Here is a 25,540-nt window from a genome sequence, read left to right as displayed (position 1 = left end):
CCGGTCTGCTTACTTAGTCAATAAATCCTTCATGAGTAAACGGGTTGTATTATACAGGCATCCGGATGATTTCCTGATAGGCTTCTACAACTTTGTTCCGCACTTCCATTGTTGCATTTAATGCAATTGAAGCTTTCTGAGCAGTGATCATCACATTGTGTAAATCGACATTTTCACCACGAATCAGTTTTTGTGTCATCCCGTCCGACTCGATTTGTTTTGTATTCACATCTTGTATTGCATTCTTTAAATATGTACCAAAGCTTTGTTGCGCTTCGAATGGTGTCTGTTGAACAGGTTGAAACGATTTAACTTGGCTCGCAAGGTTCCCTGTACTAAGTATTGATTGGATTGACATATGCACCGCTTCCTTTCTACTTCGTTATTTTCCAATTTCAAGAGCTTTCATTAACATCGATTTATTCGCATTGAGCACAGTGACGTTCGCTTCATAAGATCTCGTTGCAGACATGAGGTCAATCATTTCCCTTAAAGGATCAACATTCGGCATTTGGACATACCCTTCTTCGTTAGCATCAGGATGTGTTGGATCGAAAACAAGTTTAAAAGGCGTTTCACGGTCCTCCTTAATACTTGTGATCGTAACGCCGTTCCCAATTGACCTGCTTCTGTTATCGCGGCTTCCCATTGCTACATTCAACATGGAAGAGAACGCATTCTCTTGCGGCTTAAAACTAACCATTTTTCTACGGTATGGCTCCCATTCGCCATCTACCATTTTCCCGCGTGTTGTTTCGACATTCGCCATATTGGAAGATATGACATCCATACGAAGACGCTGTGCCGTCAAAGCTGAAGCAGACGTATTCAGACTATGAAAAATTGACACTTTTAACGGCCTCCTTTTATGACATTTTGCAATGAATTAAATTTGCTGTTAATGCGGTCGACCAAAGCATTGTAGTAAATTTGATTCGCTGCTAAATCCGCCTGTTCCTTATCCATATCCACACCATTGCCGTCTTGTCGATACTTTAGGCTAGATAATTTTGATACACCAGGTTGATATACTTTTGTTGAAAAATTAATATGACGTTCATTAGTCCGATAGGCATGAATCGGTTCGCTTTGTGCATTCTTTAGAACTTCATTGAAGCTTACTGTTTTCGCCCTGTAATTCGGCGTGTCGATATTTGCGATATTTTGCGCGATCATTTTCCCTTTGGTGGAGGAGTAATCTAATCCCTTCTCAAGCATCGAAATGGTTGAGCCGTACATATTCATCTGTTTTCACCTCATAGTTTCATAGAATGAACCTACTATTAATCTCGCAATTTTTTTCTTCATTCATTAAATCATATATCCTATTGTAGCGGATTTTGCCGAACTTTGTCTATCTTATATAGTAAGTTTCATTAGTTCAAAACAACCTTTTTATATCCATAAAAAATCCTTGTAACTAGTATTTAGGACTAAATACATAATCTTGAGTTTTGAATTATTTAATTATCATGATATCCAAGATTCCTTCTCAAAAAAATAACACTCCAACCAAAAATGGTTGAAGTGTTATTTTCACTAGCATAATCAGTTCTTTTGGTTTTCTAATTCCTCTAAGAACTTGCTGTTTAGTACCTTAATGTACGTTCCTTTCATACCAAGGGAACGCGACTCAATTACGCCTGCACTTTCAAGTTTACGTAGTGCGTTGACAATTACCGAACGAGTGATTCCAACACGATCAGCAATTTTTGAAGCTACTAATAGACCTTCGTTGCCATCAAGTTCTTTGAAGATGTGCTCAATTGCTTCATGCTCACTGTATGATAATGAATTAATCGCCATTTGAACAACCGCTTTGCTGCGTGCTTCCATTTCGATTTCTTCAGCACGCTCACGAAGGATTTCCATGCCAACTACAGTTGCTCCGTACTCAGCAAGGATTAAATCGTCTTCTGTGAACTTTTGTTGCAAACGTGCTAGCACAAGTGTTCCAAGACGTTCTCCACCACCGATGATCGGAACGATTGTCGTTAAGCCTTCTTTGAAGATTTCGCGCTCTTCTTCTGGGAATACTGTGTAATCGCTATATACATCGATATTCGAAGAAGTTTCATTCACTTCCGCTAATTTACGTGTATAGTCTTCAGGGAATTTACGGTCTTCAAACATTTTTTTCATACGCTCGTTTTCGATTTGCTGGTGGATTTCTAAACCAAGCAACTTACCTTTTCGACTAACGATAAACGCATTACACTCGATAACTGAACTTAATTTTTCAGCCATTTCTTTGAAATTAACAGGTTTCCCTGCTGTTTCTTGTAACATTGCATTGATTTTTCTTGTTTTTGCTAATAGTGCCATGACTATTTCCTCCTCTAAATTTCAAATGTGTTTAAGAATATTCTAAAGCTTTTCAATCATTAAATAAACTAAAATGTCTCATTTACAAGATAAAATGTGACAAATTTTTGTTCTTTGCGATTGTTTTCAACTTCTCATCGACATATGTCAACGTGATGGTAATCGACGTTGGACCAATTTCAGCCGCCTCATAAGAAAGTTCTTCTAACAATTTTTCTAAAATAGTATGCAACCGTCGAGCACCAATATTTTCTGTATTGTCATTTACATCAAAAGCAATTTCAGCAATTCTTTCAATTGCTTCATCTGTAAACTCTATACGTACATCTTCTGTAGCTAACAACTTTTTATACTGTGTTAGCAACGAAAAATCAGGTTCTTTCAAGATTCGAACAAAATCCTCTTTCGTAAGCTTATCCAATTCTACCCGAATCGGGAAACGCCCTTGCAACTCAGGTATGATATCAGATGGCTTTGACATATGAAAAGCCCCAGCTGCAATGAAAAGAATATAATCGGTTTTGACCGTACCGTATTTCGTTGTCACAGAAGAGCCTTCCACTATTGGTAAGATATCTCTTTGCACACCTTCTCGGGAAACATCTGCAGAAGAAGAACCACCATTCGAACGACTCGCAATCTTATCCATCTCGTCAATGAAGATAATACCTGATTGCTCCGTAAGTTCAACTGCTCTTCTCGCAATTTCCTCTTGGTCAATCAATTTGTCCGCCTCTTCTGCTTGCAAATGCTTTCTTGCGTCTTTTACACACATTTTCCGCTTCACCGTTTTCTTCGGCATAAAGGATGAAAACGCGTCTTGCATACTAGCGCCCATCTGTTCCATACCCGAACCTTGCAAAGCATCAAACATGGAAGGCTGCTGGGAAGTGACTTCAATCGTAATCATTTCCTCTTCCAATTCGCCTGCAGCGAGTCTATGAGCAATTTCCGATCGTTTACGACTCAACTCTTGCTTGTCAGAATCACTGCTAACATCCTCATCCGCTTTTTGACCAAACAACAGCTCAAACGGATTTTGCATGTTCCCTTTTTGTTTCTTCTCTGGAACTAAATAGTCGACTAATCGTTCTTCTGCAAGGCTCTCCGCCTGTCCTTTTACGGATTCACGCATTTCCTCGCGAACGATACGGACTCCCGCTTCAGTCAAATCCCTAATCATCGATTCGACATCTCTACCGACGTATCCGACTTCAGTAAATTTTGTCGCTTCCACTTTAACAAAAGGGGCGTTCACCAACTTTGCAATCCTTCTTGCAATTTCAGTCTTCCCAACACCGGTAGGTCCAATCATTAAAATGTTTTTAGGAATAACTTCACTTTTCTCTTCATGTGTCAAAAGACTCCTGCGGTACCGGTTACGCATCGCTACCGCAACTGCTCTTTTGGCTGCATGTTGTCCCACAATGTACCGATCGAGAAACATCGTCAACTCTCGAGGTGACATTTCCTGCTTCTTGTTCATGAAAGCACCTCCACAATAATTCTGTCATTTGTGTACACACACAATTCAGAAGCAGTTTCAAGTGCCGCTTTTGCAATTTGCTCAGCCGTGAGACCATTACCACTATGCTTCTTTAACGCACGGCCAGCAGCTAAGGCATAATTGCCACCGGAACCAATTGCTAATATGCCATCATCCGGTTCGATCACTTCCCCAGTTCCTGAAACAAGCAATAGGCGCTCTTTATCCATGACAAGTAGCATCGCTTCCAACTTTCTTAAAATCCGGTCTCCGCGCCATTCCTTCGCAAGTTCCACTGACGCACGCTCCAAATTTCCATTGAACTCCGCCAATTTCCCCTCGAACAGTTCAAACAGCGTAAAAGCGTCAGCTACCGAACCAGCGAATCCGGCAAGTATCTTATCATTGTAAAGTCTTCTTACTTTTTTAGCAGAATGTTTCATGACAACCGCTTCACCCATTGTCACTTGTCCATCACCTGACATTGCACATTCACCATTATGTCGAATGGCAAATATCGTCGTTGCGTGAAATTTCATATATCCATCCTCCTACGCTCGCGGATGAGTGTTCATATACGTTTTCCGCAAGTGTTCTTTTGTGATATGTGTATAAACTTGTGTCGAAGATAACTGACTATGTCCAAGAAGCTCCTGCACCGTTCTCATATCAGCGCCATTTGCCAATAAATGCGTGGCAAATGAATGGCGTATCATATGCGGGTATACCTTACCTTGTATAGCGGCATCCTTCATCATACTATCCAATACATGGCGAATTCCCCGAGCTGTAATTGGATCGCCTCGCAAATTGACAAACAAAGAGTAGTGCTTTTTTTGTTTCATCAATAAAGGACGACTGATTTCCAAATAGGATTCAAGAGCTTGTTGCGCAAAACTGCCAAATGGGATATAACGTTCTTTTCGACCTTTCCCCATAACTTTGACAATTCCCAATCCATTATCAATATCACCAAGTTTAATGGAAACTAATTCACTAACACGGACACCTGTCGCATAAAGCATTTCAAGAATCGCTTTATCTCTAACAGATTTCGGATGATCGCCTTCGCAAGCTGCAAAAAGTGCATCAAGTTCTTTCTCATAAAAAAAAGCCGGAAGCCGCTGTTCCTTCTTTGGATGGTGCAATAATCGGAAAGCATGATCTTTCATACCATACCGAGCGTTGCAAAACTTGTATAAAGACCGGATTGACGAAATTTTTCTCGATATCGTAACCCTCGATAATCCTCTATCATACAATCTCGTTACATACAGTCGAGCTTCAGGATAATCGACATTTGCTAAATCAACAATCCCTTCTTCACTTAAAAAAGCATAAAACTCTTCGATATCATGTTTGTACTCAGAGACTGTCAAAGATGAATAATTCTTTTCAAGTCGAATATAGGATATGTATTCATCAAGAAATACCGTCAATTCATTTTTTTGTTGCAAGTGTTTCACCCCCAACATGAATCACTTCATCCATCATACAGAATTTGAACACATTTGAAAAGTGGTTATTTTTTCTTTTATCAAAAAACAACTCCCCGACTTCCTTATCTAAAGAATAGGTAATCTACTAAGGAAGTTCCAAAGTCGTCCACGCTTCACTATACAGAATGTACTTAAGTTCAGCAACCGATTTGTATCAAGAAGTAAGACGTCAAACAATATTTTGTTCAAACCAGACACATTTTGTTCATTTTTTGGACAAATCTCAAAAGAGTCACTTGGTTAAGTATTAGTACCTTAATCCAAGTGACTCATTTTCATGTTAATTTTTCATATTGCAATACTGTTAACAAAGAAAATCAAAAGCACACACACTTCTTTCTCCACTTATTCTTGTGCATCCTCTTTATAGTCACATTCCGTACATTGGATCTGTACACCTTTCTTAAGTCGCTTTTCGACGAGGGTGTGCTGACATTTAGGACAAGGTCTTGCAATTGGCTTATCCCATGATACGTATTCACACTCAGGGTATCGGTCACAACCATAGAAAATCCTTTTCGTCTTGCTCTTCCGCTCAATTACTTGACCTTCTTTACAAGAAGGACATGTAACACCAATCGGTTTCACGATCGCTTTCGTATTTCTGCAATCAGGGAAGTTTGAACAAGCCATGAATTTCCCGTAACGCCCCATCTTGAACACCATCGGATTGCCACATAGTTCACAATCTTCTCCTGCCGGCTCATCTTTGATTTCAATTTTTTCCATCTCTTCGTCTGCAACTTTAACATGTTTCTCGAATTCTTTATAGAAATCATCAATGACTTGTACCCATCGAACTTTCCCATCTTCTACATCATCTAAGTTCTTTTCCATTTCTGCCGTAAATTCAATGTCGATAATATCCGGGAAATATTGATGAACGGCTTGGTGTACAATTTCACCGAGCTCCGTCGGTACAAATCGCTTTGCATCCAACGTGACGTAGCCACGCTTTTGAATCGTGTCCAATGTAGGTGCATAAGTCGATGGCCGGCCAATCCCGAGCTCTTCAAGCGTTTTAACAAGTCTCGCTTCTGTGTAACGTGGCGGTGGCTGGGTAAAGTGCTGTTTCGGTTCAATCGCAGTGCCTTTGATCCGTTCACCTTTTTCCAAAGGTGGTAAGATACCATCTTTTTTCTCTTCATGATCATCTTCACCTTCAATGTAGACTTTCATGAAACCTGGAAATTTCACTTCGGAGCCTGTTGCCCTGAATTTCACATCGCCATTCATAAGATCAGCAGTTACTGTGTCCAATACGGCAGGAGCCATTTGGCTTGCAACAAAGCGTTCCCAAATCAATTTGTATAGTCTGAGCTGGTCTCTCGATAAAAACGCTTTCATCGCATCAGGTGGCCTTAAAACTGATGTGGGTCTGACCGCTTCATGTGCATCTTGTGTATTTGCTGATTCCTTGGCTTTCACTTTAGATGTCGCAACGAACTCATTGCCGTACATCTTTTCGATATACTCCACTGCTTCGCCTTTTGCAGTATCAGATATTCTCGTCGAATCCGTTCTCATATACGTAATTAGACCGACAATGCCTTCTTTACCGGTATTGATTCCTTCGTACAATTGCTGAGCGAGCATCATCGTTTTCCGCGCTCTAAAATTCAGCTTTCGGGCCGCTTCTTGTTGCAAGGAAGATGTGGTAAACGGTGGCGCAGGATTTCTTCTTCTTTCCTTTTTGACGAGATTGACGATTGTAAATTCATCTTCTGTCATCCTGGAGAGTATCTCATCAACTTGTTGTCTATTTTCAAGCTTTATTTTTTTGTTTTCATCACCGTAAAATGTCGCTTCAAACACCTTGCCATGTTTCGAAAACTGGCCAGTGATGCTCCAGTACTCTTCAGGTGTAAATCCTTTAATTTCGTTTTCACGGTCAATAATCATCCGCAAAGCGACGGATTGGACGCGACCAGCTGACAGCCCTTTTTTTACTTTCTTCCAAAGGATTGGGCTAATGTTGTAACCTACAAGTCTATCCAACACCCTTCTCGCTTGCTGAGCATCCACACGATGCATATCAATTGGGCGTGGATTTTTAAATGAACCTTTAATTGCATCTTTTGTGATTTCATTAAACACCACTCGACAATCAGATTCGATATCTACGCCTAACTGATGTGCCAAGTGCCACGCAATCGCTTCCCCTTCTCTATCGGGGTCGGCTGCAAGAAAGATTTTCTTTGCTTTTTTTGCGTCCTTTTTCAACTCTTGTAAAATTGGACCTTTCCCACGAATCGTAATGTATTTCGGTTCATAGTTATTTTCTGTATCTACACCCATTTGGCTACGCGGTAAGTCTCTAAGGTGTCCGATCGAAGCTCTAACTTTATACTTCTTTCCTAAATAACGTTCAATAGTTTTCGCCTTTGCCGGCGATTCAACGATAACTAAGTAATCTGCCATTTTTCATGCTCCTCCTCATAGAGGTTCCTATTTATCCACCCGGTGGACAGTTTCATTCAATTTTGCCAATCTGTTAACCGAGAGTGCGGATGTAAAAGAATATCTGTTGCAAAATGTATAACAGATTTGAATTAAAATCAACCTTTTCAATATGAGGAACATTTTTCAACTCATTTAAACAGGCATGATTCCAGCGCTTGATAGCCGTTCCATATAGGTTTTGCCCCTTCTTCAATTAATTTATTCGGTCCGATAGACAAAGGCGAATGAATAGGGCCAGGCACCGCAAATACCGTTTTCCCATGATCTAGTGCATGGTCCACTGTACTCATCGTACCACTTTTCTCTTCAGATTCTGTAATGATGACAGCATTCGACAAGCCACTAATGATCCGGTTTCTCATCGGAAATGTCCATTTTGCTGGTCGCATATACGGAGGATACTCTGTAACTAACAAATGATTTGAAGCAAGTTCATCTGCCAAGGTACGGTTTTCATAAGGATAAAGGTGAAACAAACCGTGGCCAAGTACTGCTATTGTTTTACCGTTGTAGAACATTGTCGATTTGTGCGCCATTGTGTCTGCACCTTTTGCAAGACCAGAAACAATGACTGTTTCATTTGCAACGAGAGGAGGGATGATTTGCGACATCGCTTTTCTTGAGTACTCAGTCGCTTTCCGAGAACCGATAATAGCGATTTTTTTAGGGACATTAAGAAGGTGTTTGTCACCTTTTACATATAAAACTGAAGGAGGGTCGACTAACCATTTCAGCGAACTCGGGTAAGTTATATTCGTTATTGGAATCGGTATGATTTGCTCTTGTTGATAAAGTAGGGGGAAGGGGGTGTTTTCGTGTTGTAGTAATTGTTGATTCAACCGAGCTGCCTTTGAATGGGGGATTTGTAGCAGCCTTTGCAATTCTGATGTTCGAAAGCAAAATAGGTTTTCAAGAAACGGATCTTGGTCGATAATCAGCGCAATCTTGTTGTAAGGTACCGGGTAAACATAATGGAGTACAAGCATCCTACGATCAGTCTCTGACAGCATTATCATATTCTCCTCCATGTAAAATAGCAGCATGCAGATTCCTGCATGCCGCTCGTTTTACTTAATGTGTTTTACATTTTTCGTAAAGACCTTTTTCTTTAATCACTTTAATAAGCGTTTCACCAATTACAGATGGCGTATCAGCAACTTCGATACCTGCAGCATTCATCGCTTTGATTTTTTCAGCAGCAGTTCCTTTACCACCGGAGATAATCGCTCCTGCATGGCCCATACGCTTCCCTGGAGGTGCAGTTTGACCACCGATGAAGCCGACAACAGGTTTTGTCATGTTTGCTTTCACCCATTCAGCAGCCTCTTCTTCAGCCGTACCACCAATTTCACCGATCATGACGACCGCATAAGTTTCAGGGTCTTCATTGAAAGCTTTTAATACATCAATGAAATTCGTTCCGTTTACAGGATCCCCACCAATACCGACAGCAGTCGTTTGACCGATACCCGCTTGGCTTAATTGGTGTGTCGCTTCGTATGTCAATGTTCCAGAACGAGATACGACGCCAACATGACCTTTTGTATGGATGTAGCCTGGCATAATACCGATTTTACATTCATCAGCCGTAATGACACCTGGGCAGTTTGGTCCGACAAGACGCGTTTTCTTACCTTCCATGTAGCGCTTGACATTGATCATGTCGATTACTGGAATATGTTCTGTAATACAGATTGTCATATCCAATTCTGCGTCAACAGCTTCTAAAATCGCATCAGCAGCGAAAGGAGCTGGAACATAGATGACCGATACGTTAGCACCTGTCGCTTTTACCGCTTCTTCAACAGTATTAAAAACAGGCACTCCTTCAACTTCAGTTCCGCCTTTGCCCGGAGTGACTCCGCCGACGATTTTTGTACCATATTCAAGCATTTGTTTCGTATGGAAAAGTGCTGTAGACCCAGTAATACCTTGTACAATCACTTTTGTATCTTTATTAATATAAATTGCCATCGTTTGTCCCTGCCTTTCTTAGCCTACGAGTTCAACAATCTTTTGTGCACCGTCTGCCATCGTGTCAGCAGCGATGATGTTCAAACCTGATTCATTCAACAAAGCTTTACCTTTTTCGACATTTGTACCTTCCAAACGTACGACAAGTGGCACTTCAAGACCAACTTCTTTTGCAGCTGCAATAACACCTTCAGCAATGACGTCACATTTCATGATGCCACCGAAAATGTTAACGAAAATTCCTTTAACAGCTTCGTCGGAAAGAATGATTTTGAAAGCTTCAGTTACTTTTTCAGCAGTTGCACCGCCCCCAACATCAAGGAAGTTCGCCGGTGTTCCGCCATAGTAATTGATTGTATCCATTGTAGCCATCGCAAGACCCGCACCGTTAACCATGCAACCGATGTTTCCATCGAGGGAAATGTAGCTCAAGTCATACTTGGATGCTTCGATTTCCTTAGGATCTTCTTCATCAAAATCACGAAGTTCAACGATGTCTTTATGGCGATAAAGTGCATTATCGTCAAAGTTGAATTTTGCATCCAACCCTAATACGTTGTCATCACCTGTAACAACAAGTGGATTGATTTCAACGATTGAAGCGTCTTTTTCGACGAATACTTTATAAAGACCTAACATGAATTTAGCAGCCTTATTGACAAGGTGCGAAGGGATATTCATGTTGAATGCCATACGACGTGCTTGGTAACCTGTTAAGCCAACTACTGGATCAACAACTTCTTTAAAGATTTTTTCAGGCGTGTTTTCTGCAACTTCTTCGATGTCCATTCCGCCTTCTTCAGAACCCATTAATGTAATGCGATCTGTTGCACGGTCAACTACTAGACCAATATAGTATTCTTTTTTAATATCTGATCCTTCTTCAATAAGAAGACGTTTCACTTCTTTACCTTCGGGACCTGTTTGATGAGTGACAAGCGTTTTACCTAATAGCTCTTTTGCATACGCACGTACTTCGTCAAGATTTTTAGCGATTTTTACACCGCCAGCTTTACCGCGTCCACCAGCGTGGATTTGTGCTTTCACGACGATTACATCCGTAGTGAGCTCCTTTGCCGCTTTTACAGCTTCATCGGGAGAAAATGCTACCCGACCGTTTGAAACAGCTACACCATAATCGCGAAGCAACTGCTTTCCTTGATATTCATGGATATTCATCTTACATCCTCCAATCGAACTTGTAGCTAATAATTTACTGCCGTATCTATTGTAGACACAATGTCAAAGAATGTCCACAATTGTCTGCTACTCTTTTAGGTTTTTTTTGACACCATTCGTCATCCGCTTACTTATTTCGCCTTCACCATGCGCTCGATCTATATGGTAGATGTACGCAAACACTTCTGCAACAGCTTGGTACAGTTCTTCGGGTATCGATTCATTGACATTCAACTGACCGAGTAATTCGACCAATGTCGGGTCCTCTTGAATCGGAATGTTATGCTCTTGTGCCTTTGATAGGATATTTTCCGCAATTCTGCCTTTACCTTTCGCTATCAACTTTGGGGCTTCACCTGCTGCCGGATCATACGTGAGGGCAATGGCTTCCTTCCTAGTATGCTTCTTTTCAGTCATATCCGAAAGTCAACTCCTTGGTGCTCTTGAATGATTTCTTGCTGTCGTATAGCAGTTTCAGTCGACTCCTCGAACTTCTTGAACGATACTCCGGAAAGGATATACTTACTAGACGCCAGTCCTTCTTTCAGTCGTTCTCGGAAAAGGTCCCCAATCATTTTCAATCGGTCTTCCTCGTTGTAAATTGTGAGTGTAACAATTCGGTTTTGCACTTGCATATCAACTACTGTTTTGTCTAATGATGACAACTCAAGGTAAAACATGATTCTAGCAAATTCCGGATCAATTTTTCCATCATCCTTCATTCTCCCATTCCACTGCAATGTTGCATCGATTCGTTGTCCCAGTATTGACATAGGTAGTTGCATTACAATTTGCTGGTTTAGTCCCACTTCACCCGAATGCAACAAATGTCCATTCATTCTCGTCACAATCATCTCAGCTACATCACGTGTTTTGGTTGAGATAGAGGATCTTGCAATAAAGCAACTAGTTGCGGTTTTAGCCACTCCGAGCTTTTTTGGAAATCACCTTGTTGATGACCAATCGTAGCTTCATAATTCACTCCAAGTGAAGCGGTAATTGACTGCATCACCATTTGCATTGTTTTGCCGTCTATCGCGTTACTCACACTCGTTTGAGCTTCTTGAAGCAGTTGGTTCGTAATTGGTATATTCAGTTGTGCAATCCGTTGACTAATTAATGAGGCGTTTCCTAGCGCATTCTCACCAAACAATTTATGAAGAGCATTGGGAATGTTCACATCGAATGGCTGTTTTTGGCCTTGCTCGGCCATATGCTTTACAAGAATCTTTGTCAATTGTGCAGTGATTGGAGATGATGGCAATTCCGTAACCGAAAGTTTCTCAAGCGCTACTAGCAACTTCATCATTTGTTGTTTTTGCGGCTGTTCTAGAACAGTGTCTTGTTGGACTTCCGTCGCGAATTGTCGAATGCTTTGAAAAAGCTCTGTTGAATGGTGCAGCTTAGCATTTTTAATGATCGTTTCCAAGCGATCAATGATTGTTTGATTTGTTGAGAGGACATCTTTGTTTATTACTTTTTCTTGTCTGTTTAATTGACCATTCGGACTATGAATTTGGCTTTCTACTTGTCCTATAAGTTGATTCGTAAGTGTCGTTTGCAAATTTGCCATCGATGCTTGTTTCGGTAACAGTCCTACTGATTTCAGTAATTGCAGGATTTGAAAACGCTCTTGCTGCGGTACATTGTCATCCAATAACTTCACAACTGCGTGATGCAATAATGCATTGTCCATCGCCATCTTTGTAACTCCACTCAACGACTCTAAAGTAGAGAGGATCGAATGCTTCACAGCGGGTTGCAACCCTAGTTCTTCATCAAGCGCAACTTGCAAAGCTTGCAGTAGCTGGTGGAAACCTTCTTTCATTTCTACAGACATCAGTGAAGAGAAATGTTTTGGCGTAAGTGGCAGGCGAAGCTGCATCAATTTTTGTATCATCTGTAATGCTTCTCCACGGACTGCAACTGGTACTGACTTGAGAAGTTTCGTCGCGTCAATCAAGTTTTCACGGGTGAATGGAATTTTGTTTTTAATGAAATGAGCGAGTACGATTTGCATCTCTTTTGACTGTTGAAGTTGCATCCGATCCACGAGATTAGCCAATTGCTTTGACTGGTTATCTTGCGCTTGAATTGGCCCTGAAATGATTTTCAGTTGCAATTCAGGTTCGACAGCTTTCACTTGAAAATAATAGGCGTCTCCCGCTTTCATAGGCACTTCCAGTTTGGCCATCAACTTATGCTGCCCAATTTGAACTTCTGCAAGGTTACCAGGAAAGAATTGTTTAATCTGTCCTTTAAACATCTGCCCTTCTCTCAACGTTAAAGGGGGTTGTAACCGAATAGGCGGCTGAGGAGCTGTTTGTGGGATTAAAGGATGCGTCAATCTACTAAACCTCCTTCCAACATCGTCTTAATAGGCTCAAACGTCTTTCTATGGTGTTCACAAGGCCCATACAACCGTAGCGCCTCTAAGTGGTCAGCTGTTCCATATCCAGCGTTTTTAGCAAAGTGATACATCGGAAACTCTACATTCAGATCATCAAGTAATGCATCACGAGTCGTCTTCGCCAAGATGGATGCAGCTGCAATTGCCAAGCTTTTTGCATCCCCTTTAATAATGGACTCGGTTTGACAAGGAACTTGCAACGCCATCGCATCTGCCAGAACGATTGTCGGAGATGTGTCGAGTTGCAAAACTGCACGTTCCATTGATTCTTTCGTCGCTTGGTAAATGTTCACTTCATCAATACGTTCTGCGGATTGTATGTGAACAGCACAACTGAGTGCAATCTCTTTTATGACTTCCGCTAGTCTTTCTCTCTCTCGTTTCGCAATCTTCTTAGAGTCGTCCAATCCGATCAATTCTATAGGGTTCTCAGGTAATATGACAGCTGCACAAACGACAGGTCCAGCTAAAGGACCCCTTCCCGCTTCGTCCACTCCAGCTACAAGAGCGCCTTGAAACAATTTGTAGTTGTCATCAAACGCGATCTTTTCTTGTAAAGCTTGCTGTTTCAGCAGCTTTTTCTTATAATTCACGTTCCAACGATCTAGCGCTTTCTTCACACCAGCCCGTTCATCCATTTCAAGCTTTTTCATCCATGCCGACGGTTCTTCTTGGTCCATTAATAATTGTGTTATTTCTTTCACAGTCTTCACTCGATCACCCTGCCTGTTTATTTCAACGCACTTTTTCTTTATATCGGCTCTATTATGTAAATGTAACACCCTAGTAACAAGAAAAGGCCGAACGTCACGGATCAATCCGTGATAGTATCGACCTTTTCTGTACTGTTTTCTTCAGATACGAAGTCAAATGTCAACTTCCCTAAAAGCTCACTTCTAATATCTTGCACGATTAACTCCGACACTTTGTCGTAATCAATCTCTCCGCCTTGTGTGTACGTTTTTCGCGCTTCACCAATTTTCGTGAAAATTGCTTGAATGTCCTCATCGACTGTTGTGATGCCGTATCTCGCTTCAAGTCGATCCGGGTAATGATTTTCCAAAAAGCGTAGCCCAAAGACTGCTAAATTCTCCATGTTCACGATCGTGTCTTTTATCGCACCGGTTAACGCTAGTTTGTACCCTACAGCGGGATCTTCAAATTTTGGCCAAAGAATTCCCGGTGTATCTAACAGTTCCAATTCTTTTTCAAACTTTATCCATTGCTGTGCTTTCGTAACACCTGGCTTATTACCGGTTTTCGCAATGTTTTTCTTTGCTAAGCGATTAATTAATGTAGACTTTCCGACGTTCGGTATTCCAACGATCATAGCGCGAATTGCACCAGGCCGAATCCCTCTTTTTTTCATCCGTTCAATTTTGGGCGCAAGAATTTCCTTTGCAGCTTTTGTAACCGTTTGAAGTCCTTTTCCTTCAAACGAATTGATGGCAACGGCACGAATCCCTTTGGCGTCAAAATAACGTATCCATCGTTCCGTTTCTTTATCATCCGCCAAATCCATTTTGTTTAAGATGAGCAATCTTGGTTTTTGTTGAATAACTTCATCGATCATTGGATTTCGTGAGGATAAAGGTAATCGTGCATCAATTAATTCAAATACGATATCTACTAGCTTCAATTGTTCTGTAACTTCACGTCGTGCTTTGGCCATGTGCCCTGGAAACCATTGAATGGTCATCGGAACTCTCTCCTTTCATCAGTCAACGATTCCGAAATCTTTTATTGGCCAAAATACAAATTTTGTACTACCAATAATTTCATCGATTGATACTGCTCCAATATGTCTAGAGTCTTTACTTTTTCGACGGTTATCCCCCATTACAAATACATAGCCTTCAGGGACGGTTTGTCGATTAATTTTTTCTTCAAGTGTAAAATCCTCTGTCAGCGGTCCATCGTTCACTTCCGCTTTGTATTTATCCAAATAAGGCTCTTCTACCGCTTTACCGTTAATGTATAACGTATCGTCCCGATATTCCACTTCATCGCCCGGAAGACCGATGACGCGTTTAATATAGTCCTTTTTCTCGGGTGCATGGAAAACGACGATATCAAATCGATCAGGCTTACCGATTGTGTATCCGATTTTGTTCACAATCATTTTATCTCCATGTTCCAACGTCGGCATCATCGATACACCATCAACGACAATAGGTGTAAATAAAAATATACGAATAATCGCCGCCAAGCCAAAAGCGATTAATAACGCCTTAATCCATTCCCATGTTTCATTTTTCTTTTTCTCTTCGTTCATCACCAAAGCCTCCCGCCAACCTACTATATCTATTGTACATTCTAATGTTCATGGACGCAAAAAGAAACAGCGGAGATCGGCTCTCCGCTGTTTGCATTTTATCGAATTTCTTTAATACGTGCAGCTTTTCCGCGTAGGTTGCGAAGGTAGTACAATTTCGCACGGCGTACTTTACCACGACGAGTTACTTCAAGTTTAGCGATTTTTGGTGTGTGTACAGGGAATGTACGCTCAACACCTACACCGTTAGAGATTTTACGGACAGTGAAAGTTTCGCTGATTCCGCCTCCACGACGTTTAATGACAACACCTTCGAAGATTTGGATACGCTCACGCGTGCCCTCAACGATTTTAACGTGCAAGCGGACTGTGTCCCCAGGACGGAAATCTGGATGATCTGTACGAAGTTGTTCTTTTGTTACTTCTGCAATAATGTTTTGCATATTTTTCTCTCCTTATTCACAGATGCTCTTGCACTTCAATCCTTTGCAGCGGAACACCAGTTAGTATGTACTCCCCATAGAAGTACATAGTCGATAATAGCACAAAGGACTGCGAATTACAAGTTGCATCAGTCGTTTTTTTCTTCTATTAACCGTTTTAACACTTGTTGTTGGTGTGGCGTCAACGGCGCGTGTTCCAATAAGTCTTTCCGTCGTTCAAAGGTACGGATGACAGCTTGTTCCTCTCTCCACTTGTCAATCGCCGCATGGTTACCGGACAACAAGACTTCTGGAACTTTCATCCCTCTGAATTCAGACGGTCTTGTATATTGGGGATGCTCTAACAAACCAGTGGAGAACGAGTCGAGCACCGGTGAGTCAGTATTGCCCAGTACATTCGGCAATAGCCTGACGACACTATCAATCATCGCCATTGCAGCGATTTCTCCCCCTGTCAAAACAAAGTCACCTAACGATAGCTCATCTGTCACAAGGTGTTCCCGTATACGTTCATCGTACCCTTCATAATGGCCGCAAAGGAAAACAAGATGCTCTTCCTGCGCAAGTTCTTCTGCCTTTTTTTGGTTGAAACGCTCGCCTTGAGGACACATGAGGATGACACGCGGTTTCTTCGATGCATCGAGCGAGAGAGCATCTACGGCCGCAAAGAGCGGTTCTGCTTTAAGCACCATTCCCGCACCACCACCATAGGGATAGTCATCCACTTTGTGGTGTTTATTACCGGAGAATGATCTGAAATCAGTAACTGCAAAAGAAACAGCCCCGTTTTCTTGTGCCTTTTTCATAATCGACGTATGAAGTACTCCTTCAAACATTTCAGGGAACAACGATAAAACATCAATCTTCATCATGAAAGGAGCCCATCCATCGGTTCGATCACAATCCGTTTTTCGTCTACATCGACTTCTTTGACAATATCATCGATAAATGGAATGTACTGTGGTTTCCCCTCTTCAGGTGTTACAGTCCACACGTCATTCGCGCCAGTCTCTAATATGTCCGTAACTTTCCCAATTACATCGCCTGTGTTTGTAATTACTGTACAGCCGATGATTTCGTGGTAGTAAAACTCACCTTCATCCAAATCACCTAGCTGCTTTTCCGATACTTTTAGAATACCGTCTCGATACTTCTCCACATCGCCTATTGAATAATGATGTTCGAATGTAAGGAGATCGAAATTCTTGTGGCGACGGTGACTGGCGACAGTCAATTGGATCGGCTTTTTTTCATTCGGCATGAACAAAGATAACTCACTGCCTATCGCATATCTTTCTTCTGGAAAGTGCGTACGGGAGATGACGCGTACTTCCCCATTTATGCCGTGCGTATTTACGATCTTACCAACATTAAACCATTGCATCCTTGCACCTTCCTTTACACTACGTTTAGTATTGCACAAATCTCGATGAATAGACAAAAAAGGAAGGAACATGAGCTCCCTCCTTCTTTACAGGTTGTGATGATACGGCAACTCTTGCTACCGATCAATCAATGATATCAAGGTAAACTTTCTTACCATGGTGACTGCCTGCTGCTGAATAAACAATAGTTCGTATCGCTTTGGCAACACGACCCTGCTTTCCGATCACTTTCCCCATATCCTCAGGGTTGACGGAAAGTTTGTAAGTGACGCGATGAGGTTGTTCATCTTTGTCGACCTGTACATCTCCGGGATGATCGACTAACGGTTTGACAATCGTTTCAATCAGCTGCTTCATGTCCACCCCTCCTGTTTAACCTGCATTCGCAGGCATTTAAACGTGATTATTTTCCAAGTTTAGCGTTGTGGAATTTCTCCATAATGCCTTGTTCAGAAAACAGGTTACGTACTGTATCAGATGGTTTAGCACCAGTTTGTAGCCATTTTAGAGCCAACTCTTCGTTGATTTTAACTTCAGCTGGTTTTGTTAACGGGTTGTACGTACCAACTGTTTCGATTTGACGACCATCACGTGGTGAACGTGAATCTGCTACTACAATACGATAGAAAGGAGTTTTCTTTGCTCCCATACGTTTAAGACGAATTTTTACTGACATTTTTTCTTGCACCTCCGAATAGTTTCACACAAGATAGTATATTATCAAGGTTTCTCATGTTTGTAAAGTGTTTTTTCTTAACACCTAAAAATAATGTTGGAAAATCGTTCGATTATCTAAAGAACGAGTCGAATCCAGGCATTTTCATTTTCTTTTTACCTTTTTGTTGCATATTGGTCATTTGTTTGACCATTTTCTTCATTTCATCAAATTGCTTTAACAACCGGTTCACTTCTTGGATCGTCGTACCGGAACCTTTAGCAATTCGCTTTCTCCTACTTGCATTAATGATTTCTGGTGTTGTACGTTCAGCCGTCGTCATCGATTTTATGACCGCTTCGACTCTACCCATCTGACTTTCATCCACTTTAGCATTTTCGAGGCCTTTAATCTTTCCGGCACCAGGCATCATTTTAAGGATTTCATCAAGCGGACCCATCTTCTTCACTTGTTGTAGCTGGTCAAGGAAGTCGTCAAGCGTGAACGTTTGTGTTCTGAATTTCTGTTCCAACTCTTTCGCTTTTTCTTCATCGACGGACTCTTGCGCTTTTTCAATAAGCGACATGACGTCGCCCATCCCTAAAATCCTTGAAGCCATGCGTTCAGGATGGAAAGGTTCCAATGCGTCCATCTTTTCGCCCATCCCGACAAATTTAATCGGTTTTTCGGTAACAGAACGGATGGACAATGCTGCTCCACCACGTGTATCACCGTCCAACTTGGTCAATACGACTCCCGTAATACCGATCGCTTCATCGAATGATTTTGCAACATTGACTGCATCTTGACCTGTCATTGCGTCGACAACGAGGAATACTTCGTCCGGTTTGCTCAATGCACGAATGTCTTTCAATTCCTGCATAAGCGCTTCATCGACATGCAAACGACCCGCTGTATCGATGATCACCACGTCATGGTGTTCCTTCTCCGCTTCCGCAAGCGCTTGGCGTGCAATTTCCACAGGTGAAACTTCAGTCCCTAACGAAAAGACTGGTAACGTCAATTGTTTGCCTAGGGTCTCCAGCTGTTGAATCGCCGCCGGACGATAGACGTCAGCTGCGACAAGTAGCGGCTTTTTGTTGTGCCGTTTCCGAAGTACAGTGGCCAATTTCCCTGTCGTCGTTGTCTTACCCGCACCTTGCAAACCGACCATCATGATGACTGTAGGAGACTTACGCGCAAATTGGATCGGATTTTGTTCTCCGCCCATCAGTGCAGTTAACTCATCCTTTACGATCTTCACGACTTGTTGGCCTGGTGTCAAACTTTTCATGACATCTTGCCCAACTGCCCGTTCACTGACAGTTTTAATGAATTCTTTTACGACTTTTAAATTGACGTCTGCTTCGATGAGCGCAAAACGTACTTCTCGCATCATCTCTTTAACGTCTGCTTCAGTTATTTTTCCCTTGCCCTTTATCTTTTGAAGCGTCCCTTGCAGGCGCTGGGCTAATCCTTCAAATGCCATGCACAGAGCCCCCTACTCATGATCTTTTAGCGTTTTCAACAGAGCACGCATTTTTTTCGCATTCTCATCATCTCCGCGGACGAGCTGCTCCAGTTGTTCCACAATTTCCATCCTATCTTGGAATTTAGAGAAAAGATTCAATTTGTTTTCATAGTCTTCCAACATCGCTTCTGTTCTTCGGACATTATCGTATACAGCTTGCCTAGATACATTATATTCCTCGGCAATCTCACCAAGTGAAAGATCATCCAAGTAATACAATTGCATGTAGACTCGTTGTTTTTCAGTTAATAGTGTCTGATAGAAATCATAGAGGAAGTTGACGCGTGTCGTTTTTTCAAGCATCTCTTCGCCTCCTCTTGTCATCTTAGTATGAGTTGTATGAACTGTCAAGTATTTTTACTTTAAAGCACAAACTGATCTGTTCATGGACTCATAAGAATTATTCGTCCGCCTCTTTTTCCAATCCTTCAGCAAAAAGTCCGTACACATATTTTTCTGGATCGAACGGTTGTAAATCGTCCATTCCTTCACCTAGTCCAACAAATTTCACAGGAATGTTCAATTTGTTGCGTATCGCCAAAACAATCCCGCCTTTTGCTGTTCCGTCCAATTTCGTCAACACGATACCTGTTACATTTGTTGCTTCTTTGAAAGTTTGTGCTTGGATAAGCGCATTTTGACCTGTTGTCGCATCTAAAGCTAGAAGGACTTCATGCGGCGCCCCTTCGATCTCTTTACCAATGACGCGGTGTACTTTTTCCAACTCATTCATCAAGTTCACTTTATTTTGCAATCGGCCAGCTGTATCGCATATCAGCACGTCCACCTTCCGATTTTTAGCCGCACGGATTGCATCATACATGACAGCAGCAGGATCGGAACCTTCCGACTGTCTAATCACTTCTACGCCTACACGTTCACCCCATACGACAAGTTGGTCGATCGCGCCAGCTCGAAACGTATCACCAGCAGCAAGCATAACCGTTTTCCCTTCTGCCTTCAGACGAGCAGCCAACTTACCAATTGTCGTTGTCTTCCCGACACCATTGACACCTACCATCAAAATGACAGACAACTCGTTATCAAGGTTCAACTCGGTATCCAACTCTTCACCGTCTTTATAGATGTCCACAAGCTTTTCAGATATGACGGACTGGATACCTTCCGTGTTCTTAATGTTCTTTCGTTGTACTTCCCATCTTAGTTGATCGACGAGTTCCATTACCGTCTCAACACCGACATCCGCTTGTAACAGAAGTTCTTCAAGCTCTTCAAAGAAATCCTCATCCACTTCGCGGAAACGCGCTACAAGATCATTCACTTTGGAAGTAAATGATTGACGTGTTTTGGATAAACCATCTTTAAACTTTTCAGTTACGGTAACTGTTTCATTCGAACCTGTAATTTTCTCTTTCAATTTCTTGAAAAATGACATCTCAATTCTCTCCTATTCAATCGTTCGTTCTTTCATTCACCCTAACTGAGCATCTCAGCTGGCACTTCTGATAGCTTAACCGATATTAATTTCGATACACCTGATTCCTGCATAGTGATGCCGTAAAGCACATCCGCACCTTCCATCGTCCCTTTCCGATGTGTGATGACGATGAATTGAGTGTTATCGGAGAAACGCTTTAAGTATTTACTATAGCGGATGACATTCGCTTCATCCAATGCCGCTTCCACTTCGTCCAAAATACAAAATGGCACGGGTCTTACTTCAATAATTGAAAACAATAGTGTGATAGCAGTCAACGCACGCTCCCCACCAGATAAAAGACTTAAGTTCTGAAGTTTTTTTCCTGGCGGTCGTGCAATGATGTCGACACCTGTCTCAAGTAGATTGTCTGGTTGTGTAAGAATGAGATCCGCTTCGCCACCACCGAACATTTCTTTGAAAACATGGTGGAAACGACTTTTCACCGCGTTAAACGTCGCACCAAAGCGGACTTCCATTTCCCTGTCCATCTCAGACATCGCTTCATTCAGTGTATTTTTCGCTTCCACAAGGTCATTCCGTTGTTCAGTGAGGAATGCGTGCCGTTGAGCAACTTCTTCATATTCCTCAATTGCACTCGGATTAATTGGACCTAAAGTGTAAAGCTCTTCTTTCAGATTGTCGACACGGATCCTTGCCTGCTCAACATCGAATTGAACCTCTTCATCGAAATCAGGATATAAACCGTATTCATCCAATAATCGGTTTGTAATCGTTTCGTACTTTACTTCAAGCCTAGATAATGCAACATGGAGCGCATTGAGAGAAGAAACGAGCTCAGCTTCTTCGTGCCGTAAATCTTTTAAATGTTCTTCTTGTTGCAAGAGTAATCCGGAAATGCGAGCTTTGTTTTCCCTTTCTTGCGTTAAAGATGCTTCTACTGTTGATTTTTTCGTCGTCGCAATGTGAAGCTGTTCATTTATTTCTTCAGGGGTACTGTCAATTCCTTTTTCATGCTCCGTATAGAGAGCTAAATCTTTCTCTAAGGAATGAATTTTCGTTTCAAGCTGTTGTTGCGTAACTTCCATGTCGTTAAGCAATGATTGCTGGTGTGTTTTTTGTTCACGCAACACCGCCAACTGTTCGCGCAGATCATTGTTTCGATTCATCAATGTTTCTTCTTCGTTGCGTCTATCTGTCGCTAAACGCTCCAATGTCGATACTTCTTGTTGGATTGACTGTAATTTCCCTTGAACAGATTGATGACGGTTGAGTAGTTCCTCTTTTTCATTTGCCAATTGAGCCCCGATATTCGCTGAACCGAGTTGGCCTTTTTGCACGATAGAGAGTTCAGACTCCAAGCTTCTGATTTCCACGTCAAACTCACGAATAATTGAATCGGTTCTAAAGAGTACTTGTTGAAGTTGTTCGAGCTCGCGACGAAGCTTTTCGACATCATGCATGTGCTGAGCGACAAGCATTTTCGAATCTCCAATTTTTGTTTGAGCAGAATCGATGGAACGAGCCATCTTGCTCACTTGCGTGCGTAACATCTCTAGTTCAGCCTTCCGGGAAAAGACTGTTGACTGCCCTTTTACTCCACCACCTGTTAGAGAACCACCTGCATTTACCACATCGCCGTCCAACGTAACAATCCGATATTTATAACCAATCGATTTTGCAATCAAAGATGCACCTGCTAATGATTTAGCAACAATCGTCATGCCGAGAAGATTTTCTAAGATTGCTGTAAATTCAGGAGCCGTTTTTACGAGCGTATTCGCTGTACCGATGAACTCCTCGTTTTGAGCTGCAATTCGTAATTGTGCGGGTTGAAGCATGCGTGATTTAATGACATCACGTGGCAAAAAAGTCGCTCGCCCAGCATTTTTCTTTTTCAGGTAACCGATCGCTTGACGTGCCTGAGCTTCTGAAGCTGTCACGATATGTTGCATTGCACCACCTAATGCAGTTTCAATTGCCTTTATGTAGGTGTCTTCAACAGTTATCAATTCTGCAACTGCACCGTCAATCCCTTGCAAGTTACCTTCTTTGTTTGCAATCAATACCGCTTTAACACCTGAAAAGAAACCTGAAAAATCAGCTTCCAAACTTTCAATTGCACGTAACCGCCCTTGCATTTCTGATTGCTTGTTTAATGCTGTTTGCATGAACTGCTGTTGTGTACGTAAGTCTTCTTCTGCTGTTCGGTATGCATTTTCTACTGTTTGCAAACTTGCTTCGACTTGTTTTTTCTTTTCATTCACGGTTTGAAGTTCTTGTAAATGAATCGCTTTCTTTTCCGTAAGTTCAGACCGTTTTTCGCTCAATAAAATTGTTTGCTTAGAATTTCGATCTGTTGATAGTTTTTCACCTTGCAACCGTTCGTCAATATGCTTTAAATCATTTCGGATTGTTGCTTCTTCATTTAATAAATCAATATACGTAGACTTTAACTCATCAATTTCCATCTCTGTCTCTTTTACTGACCGCTTCAAAATTTGAGTGATTTCATTCATCTCTGTTTGTAACGTCAACATTTGAGAGGAGGTAACGGCTAATTTCTCTTTCGTTGCCGCTACTTTTTCGCTAATGAGTTCCTTCTCTTGCAGTTCAATGCTTAGGTCATGCTGAATTCGTTTGATTTGTTGTTCGGAATTTTTTTGTTTCTCAAGTGTTAGTAGGCGTCGCCCTTCCCACTTTTCAGCTTGTGCGCTTATTTCAACGAGTTGTTTTTGGAGATTTTCAATCCTCGTTTCAGAATTGGATAGCTCCATTTTATAGCTTTTCGACAGTTCTTCCACTGAAGTGAGTCTATTGACCAATTGGGTTCTTTGTTCTTTCATACTTTCCAATTGATGCGTTTTTTCGGTTATGTCTTTACGTAATTTAGATCCATCATAGTTCAGTAAACGAACATCCACTTCACGGATTTCCTCTGATAGTACATGGTGCCTCTTTGCCGCCCCTGCATTTTTCTCGAGCGGACCAATTCTAGTGTCTAATTCATTCAGAATGTCTAGCACACGGTGTAAATTATCTTCGGTTTCAAAAAGCTTATGCTCCGCCTTTTTCTTTCGCGTTTTATACTTTAAAACCCCAGCTGCTTCATCAAAAATACTTCTACGATCTTCAGGTCGACTATTTAATATTTCATCAACACGACCTTGAGAAATAATAGAAAATGCTTCTTTCCCAAGACCGGAATCCATGAATACGTCATTGATATCTTTTAATCTACATTGTTGACCATTTAATAAATAGTTACTTTCGCCCGAACGGAACACGCGGCGCGTTACGCTGATTTCAGTATAATCTAACGGAAAGAGACCATTCGTATTATCTAAGATGAGGGTTACTTCCGCAAAGTTCAGTGGTTTACGGGAATCACTTCCTGCAAAAATGACATCTTCCATTTTTGCACCACGCAATGATTTTGCGGATTGTTCACCAAGCACCCAGCGAATGGCATCTGTCACATTACTTTTTCCACTACCGTTCGGTCCAACAATAGCAGTTACACCAGGAACAAAATCAATGCCGATACGTTCCGCAAACGACTTGAATCCTATAATTTCAACTCTTTTTAAAAACACAATCAGCTCTCCCTTTCGGCCACTTTACCTGTTAACACATCGATGGCTTGACGGGCCGCTTCCTGCTCGGCTTCTTTTTTTGACCTTCCCGTACCTGTACCAAGTTCACGATTTTCAAGTTTTACAACGGTTACAAACTTTTTCGCATGCGCAGGACCGTTCTCACTTACAATTTCGTATTGAAGACTGCCGCTATTCGTTTGTTGCACAATTTCCTGCAGTCGACTTTTATAATCCATCACATGCGAAAAAGCACCGTTTCCGATTTTAGGGAAAAGCACATTCTCCAAAAACTTTGTTACTTGTTCCATGCCTTGATCTAAAAATAACGCACCTATGTAAGCTTCAAAAACATCTGCGAGCAGCGCGGGACGTAATCTTCCTCCCGTTTGCTCTTCGCCTTTCCCTAACAAAATGTATTCACCAAACCGGAGTTCATTTGATAGTTTTACAAGGGATGGTTCACAAACGATCGCAGCACGTAATTTTGTCAGCTCACCTTCACTCATAGTTGGTTCCGTTGCGTAAAGGTAACGCGAGACACCTAATTCCAGCACCGCATCCCCGAGAAATTCCAAGCGTTCATTGTCTGTAAAATTTTTACGGCGATGCTCATTTACATAAGACGAATGCGTAAATGCATGGTATAGGAGGTTCTCATCGTTGAAAACGACACCTAACTGCTTTTGGAGCTCTTCAAATTTTCTTTTCACTTCCACAGAAATGGTAGAAGCGTATTTACCTTTTGTATGTCGTTTGTTGTTATGCATGCAGACTCTACCTTTCAATTCATAGTGCTTCTAATTTTACATGGTTATGCGCCGACTTGCAAAACCGAAAAGAGATACTTTCATTCCTTTTCTTAACAAAAGAAAGGATGAAAGCATCTCATCGGGTTTCATTCAATAAGACATGAGTAA

27 protein-coding genes are annotated in these 25,540 nt (G+C 41.6%); all 27 read right to left on the bottom strand.

The annotated features are described in order from the left end of the window. Positions 1-49: 49 nt before the first annotated feature. The gene (gene fliE / locus ACVHUV_RS11335) at positions 50-358 is read right to left on the bottom strand and encodes a flagellar hook-basal body complex protein FliE (RefSeq protein ID WP_317941665.1); all 309 of its coding nucleotides are present in this window, start codon (positions 356-358) and stop codon (positions 50-52) included. Positions 359-382: 24 nt separating this feature from the next. After that, positions 383-850 (bottom strand): flagellar basal body rod protein FlgC, encoded by a 468-nt coding sequence (flgC, locus tag ACVHUV_RS11330; protein ID WP_462084659.1) that lies wholly within the window; start codon positions 848-850, stop codon positions 383-385. 2 nt (positions 851-852) lie between these two features. After that, entirely contained in the window at positions 853-1,245 is a 393-nt protein-coding gene (gene flgB / locus ACVHUV_RS11325; protein ID WP_462084658.1) for a flagellar basal body rod protein FlgB, read from the bottom strand. A gap of 303 nt (positions 1,246-1,548) precedes the next feature. Beyond that, entirely contained in the window at positions 1,549-2,325 is a 777-nt protein-coding gene (gene codY / locus ACVHUV_RS11320; RefSeq protein WP_371389891.1) for a GTP-sensing pleiotropic transcriptional regulator CodY, read from the bottom strand. A gap of 82 nt (positions 2,326-2,407) precedes the next feature. After that, positions 2,408-3,811 (bottom strand): ATP-dependent protease ATPase subunit HslU, encoded by a 1,404-nt coding sequence (gene hslU / locus ACVHUV_RS11315; RefSeq protein ID WP_462084657.1) that lies wholly within the window; start codon positions 3,809-3,811, stop codon positions 2,408-2,410. Continuing rightward, positions 3,808-4,350, bottom strand: coding sequence for an ATP-dependent protease subunit HslV (gene hslV, locus ACVHUV_RS11310; protein ID WP_462084656.1), 543 nt, complete (start codon positions 4,348-4,350; stop codon positions 3,808-3,810). Before hslV ends, hslU begins: the two co-directional genes overlap by 4 nt. Before the next feature lie 12 nt (positions 4,351-4,362). Further along, on the bottom strand, positions 4,363-5,268 hold the full coding sequence (gene xerC / locus ACVHUV_RS11305; RefSeq protein ID WP_462084655.1) for a tyrosine recombinase XerC: 906 nt from the start codon (positions 5,266-5,268) through the stop codon (positions 4,363-4,365). Positions 5,269-5,655: 387 nt separating this feature from the next. Further along, positions 5,656-7,731 (bottom strand): type I DNA topoisomerase, encoded by a 2,076-nt coding sequence (gene topA / locus ACVHUV_RS11300; protein ID WP_371389888.1) that lies wholly within the window; start codon positions 7,729-7,731, stop codon positions 5,656-5,658. A gap of 170 nt (positions 7,732-7,901) precedes the next feature. Continuing rightward, the gene (gene dprA, locus ACVHUV_RS11295; RefSeq protein WP_462084654.1) at positions 7,902-8,783 is read right to left on the bottom strand and encodes a DNA-processing protein DprA; all 882 of its coding nucleotides are present in this window, start codon (positions 8,781-8,783) and stop codon (positions 7,902-7,904) included. 61 nt (positions 8,784-8,844) lie between these two features. Next, complete coding sequence (gene sucD / locus ACVHUV_RS11290) at positions 8,845-9,747, bottom strand: succinate--CoA ligase subunit alpha (RefSeq protein WP_317941674.1); 903 nt, start codon at positions 9,745-9,747, stop codon at positions 8,845-8,847. 18 nt (positions 9,748-9,765) lie between these two features. Then, positions 9,766-10,926 (bottom strand): ADP-forming succinate--CoA ligase subunit beta, encoded by a 1,161-nt coding sequence (sucC, locus tag ACVHUV_RS11285; protein WP_462084653.1) that lies wholly within the window; start codon positions 10,924-10,926, stop codon positions 9,766-9,768. Between the two features lie 87 nt (positions 10,927-11,013). Then, positions 11,014-11,343 carry an EscU/YscU/HrcU family type III secretion system export apparatus switch protein gene (locus tag ACVHUV_RS11280; RefSeq protein WP_317941676.1) on the bottom strand — a complete coding sequence of 110 codons (330 nt, stop codon included), beginning with the start codon at positions 11,341-11,343 and terminating at the stop codon, positions 11,014-11,016. Beyond that, positions 11,340-11,780 carry a hypothetical protein gene (locus ACVHUV_RS11275; protein WP_462084652.1) on the bottom strand — a complete coding sequence of 147 codons (441 nt, stop codon included), beginning with the start codon at positions 11,778-11,780 and terminating at the stop codon, positions 11,340-11,342. The genes ACVHUV_RS11280 and ACVHUV_RS11275 overlap by 4 nt, the downstream gene beginning before the upstream one ends. Positions 11,781-11,785: 5 nt before the next feature. Continuing rightward, positions 11,786-13,273 (bottom strand): hypothetical protein, encoded by a 1,488-nt coding sequence (locus ACVHUV_RS11270; protein WP_462084651.1) that lies wholly within the window; start codon positions 13,271-13,273, stop codon positions 11,786-11,788. After that, positions 13,270-14,049, bottom strand: a complete 780-nt coding sequence (rnhB, locus tag ACVHUV_RS11265; protein WP_462084650.1) for a ribonuclease HII — start codon at positions 14,047-14,049, stop codon at positions 13,270-13,272. Before rnhB ends, ACVHUV_RS11270 begins: the two co-directional genes overlap by 4 nt. A gap of 101 nt (positions 14,050-14,150) precedes the next feature. Then, complete coding sequence (gene ylqF / locus ACVHUV_RS11260; RefSeq protein ID WP_371389883.1) at positions 14,151-15,035, bottom strand: ribosome biogenesis GTPase YlqF; 885 nt, start codon at positions 15,033-15,035, stop codon at positions 14,151-14,153. 18 nt (positions 15,036-15,053) lie between these two features. Next, a complete protein-coding gene (gene lepB / locus ACVHUV_RS11255; RefSeq protein ID WP_462084649.1) occupies positions 15,054-15,611 on the bottom strand; it encodes a signal peptidase I in 558 nt (185 codons plus the stop codon). 98 nt (positions 15,612-15,709) lie between these two features. After that, positions 15,710-16,054: a 50S ribosomal protein L19 gene (rplS, locus tag ACVHUV_RS11250; protein WP_317941681.1), complete on the bottom strand. Its 345-nt coding sequence runs from the start codon at positions 16,052-16,054 to the stop codon at positions 15,710-15,712. A gap of 128 nt (positions 16,055-16,182) precedes the next feature. Beyond that, complete coding sequence (trmD, locus tag ACVHUV_RS11245; RefSeq protein WP_462084648.1) at positions 16,183-16,926, bottom strand: tRNA (guanosine(37)-N1)-methyltransferase TrmD; 744 nt, start codon at positions 16,924-16,926, stop codon at positions 16,183-16,185. Further along, a complete protein-coding gene (gene rimM / locus ACVHUV_RS11240) occupies positions 16,923-17,438 on the bottom strand; it encodes a ribosome maturation factor RimM (RefSeq protein ID WP_462084647.1) in 516 nt (171 codons plus the stop codon). The genes trmD and rimM overlap by 4 nt, the downstream gene beginning before the upstream one ends. A 124-nt stretch (positions 17,439-17,562) precedes the next feature. Continuing rightward, a complete protein-coding gene (locus tag ACVHUV_RS11235) occupies positions 17,563-17,796 on the bottom strand; it encodes a KH domain-containing protein (protein ID WP_317941683.1) in 234 nt (77 codons plus the stop codon). A 46-nt stretch (positions 17,797-17,842) separates the two neighbouring features. After that, positions 17,843-18,115 carry a 30S ribosomal protein S16 gene (rpsP, locus tag ACVHUV_RS11230; protein ID WP_317941684.1) on the bottom strand — a complete coding sequence of 91 codons (273 nt, stop codon included), beginning with the start codon at positions 18,113-18,115 and terminating at the stop codon, positions 17,843-17,845. 112 nt (positions 18,116-18,227) lie between these two features. Beyond that, a complete protein-coding gene (gene ffh / locus ACVHUV_RS11225; RefSeq protein WP_317941685.1) occupies positions 18,228-19,583 on the bottom strand; it encodes a signal recognition particle protein in 1,356 nt (451 codons plus the stop codon). Between the two features lie 12 nt (positions 19,584-19,595). Then, entirely contained in the window at positions 19,596-19,928 is a 333-nt protein-coding gene (locus ACVHUV_RS11220; protein ID WP_462084646.1) for a putative DNA-binding protein, read from the bottom strand. A 97-nt stretch (positions 19,929-20,025) separates the two neighbouring features. Continuing rightward, positions 20,026-21,021 carry a signal recognition particle-docking protein FtsY gene (ftsY, locus tag ACVHUV_RS11215; RefSeq protein WP_317941687.1) on the bottom strand — a complete coding sequence of 332 codons (996 nt, stop codon included), beginning with the start codon at positions 21,019-21,021 and terminating at the stop codon, positions 20,026-20,028. Positions 21,022-21,062: 41 nt separating this feature from the next. After that, positions 21,063-24,620 carry a chromosome segregation protein SMC gene (smc, locus tag ACVHUV_RS11210; RefSeq protein ID WP_462084645.1) on the bottom strand — a complete coding sequence of 1,186 codons (3,558 nt, stop codon included), beginning with the start codon at positions 24,618-24,620 and terminating at the stop codon, positions 21,063-21,065. A gap of 2 nt (positions 24,621-24,622) precedes the next feature. After that, on the bottom strand, positions 24,623-25,390 hold the full coding sequence (gene rnc, locus ACVHUV_RS11205) for a ribonuclease III (RefSeq protein ID WP_462084644.1): 768 nt from the start codon (positions 25,388-25,390) through the stop codon (positions 24,623-24,625). Positions 25,391-25,540 lie beyond the last annotated feature (150 nt).

Source organism: Sporosarcina saromensis (genome assembly GCF_054901285.1).
This window is presented reverse-complemented; position numbering and strand designations above follow the sequence as displayed.

Coding starts and splice junctions, on each gene's coding strand:
- ACVHUV_RS11280 (WP_317941676.1), bottom strand. CDS start 11,343: ATGACTGAAAAGAAGCATACTAGGAAGGAAGCCATTGCCCTCACGTAT.
- rnc (WP_462084644.1), bottom strand. CDS start 25,390: ATGCATAACAACAAACGACATACAAAAGGTAAATACGCTTCTACCATT.
- flgB (WP_462084658.1), bottom strand. CDS start 1,245: ATGAATATGTACGGCTCAACCATTTCGATGCTTGAGAAGGGATTAGAT.
- codY (WP_371389891.1), bottom strand. CDS start 2,325: ATGGCACTATTAGCAAAAACAAGAAAAATCAATGCAATGTTACAAGAA.
- topA (WP_371389888.1), bottom strand. CDS start 7,731: ATGGCAGATTACTTAGTTATCGTTGAATCGCCGGCAAAGGCGAAAACT.
- ACVHUV_RS11220 (WP_462084646.1), bottom strand. CDS start 19,928: ATGCTTGAAAAAACGACACGCGTCAACTTCCTCTATGATTTCTATCAG.
- trmD (WP_462084648.1), bottom strand. CDS start 16,926: ATGATGAAGATTGATGTTTTATCGTTGTTCCCTGAAATGTTTGAAGGA.
- fliE (WP_317941665.1), bottom strand. CDS start 358: ATGTCAATCCAATCAATACTTAGTACAGGGAACCTTGCGAGCCAAGTT.
- dprA (WP_462084654.1), bottom strand. CDS start 8,783: ATGCTGTCAGAGACTGATCGTAGGATGCTTGTACTCCATTATGTTTAC.
- ftsY (WP_317941687.1), bottom strand. CDS start 21,021: ATGTCATTTTTCAAGAAATTGAAAGAGAAAATTACAGGTTCGAATGAA.
- rplS (WP_317941681.1), bottom strand. CDS start 16,054: ATGCAAAACATTATTGCAGAAGTAACAAAAGAACAACTTCGTACAGAT.
- hslV (WP_462084656.1), bottom strand. CDS start 4,350: ATGAAATTTCACGCAACGACGATATTTGCCATTCGACATAATGGTGAA.
- ffh (WP_317941685.1), bottom strand. CDS start 19,583: ATGGCATTTGAAGGATTAGCCCAGCGCCTGCAAGGGACGCTTCAAAAG.
- sucC (WP_462084653.1), bottom strand. CDS start 10,926: ATGAATATCCATGAATATCAAGGAAAGCAGTTGCTTCGCGATTATGGT.
- ylqF (WP_371389883.1), bottom strand. CDS start 15,035: ATGACCATTCAATGGTTTCCAGGGCACATGGCCAAAGCACGACGTGAA.
- ACVHUV_RS11235 (WP_317941683.1), bottom strand. CDS start 17,796: ATGAAGCAGCTGATTGAAACGATTGTCAAACCGTTAGTCGATCATCCC.
- rpsP (WP_317941684.1), bottom strand. CDS start 18,115: ATGTCAGTAAAAATTCGTCTTAAACGTATGGGAGCAAAGAAAACTCCT.
- rimM (WP_462084647.1), bottom strand. CDS start 17,438: ATGCAATGGTTTAATGTTGGTAAGATCGTAAATACGCACGGCATAAAT.
- hslU (WP_462084657.1), bottom strand. CDS start 3,811: ATGAACAAGAAGCAGGAAATGTCACCTCGAGAGTTGACGATGTTTCTC.
- ACVHUV_RS11275 (WP_462084652.1), bottom strand. CDS start 11,780: ATGATTGTGACGAGAATGAATGGACATTTGTTGCATTCGGGTGAAGTG.
- sucD (WP_317941674.1), bottom strand. CDS start 9,747: ATGGCAATTTATATTAATAAAGATACAAAAGTGATTGTACAAGGTATT.
- lepB (WP_462084649.1), bottom strand. CDS start 15,611: ATGAACGAAGAGAAAAAGAAAAATGAAACATGGGAATGGATTAAGGCG.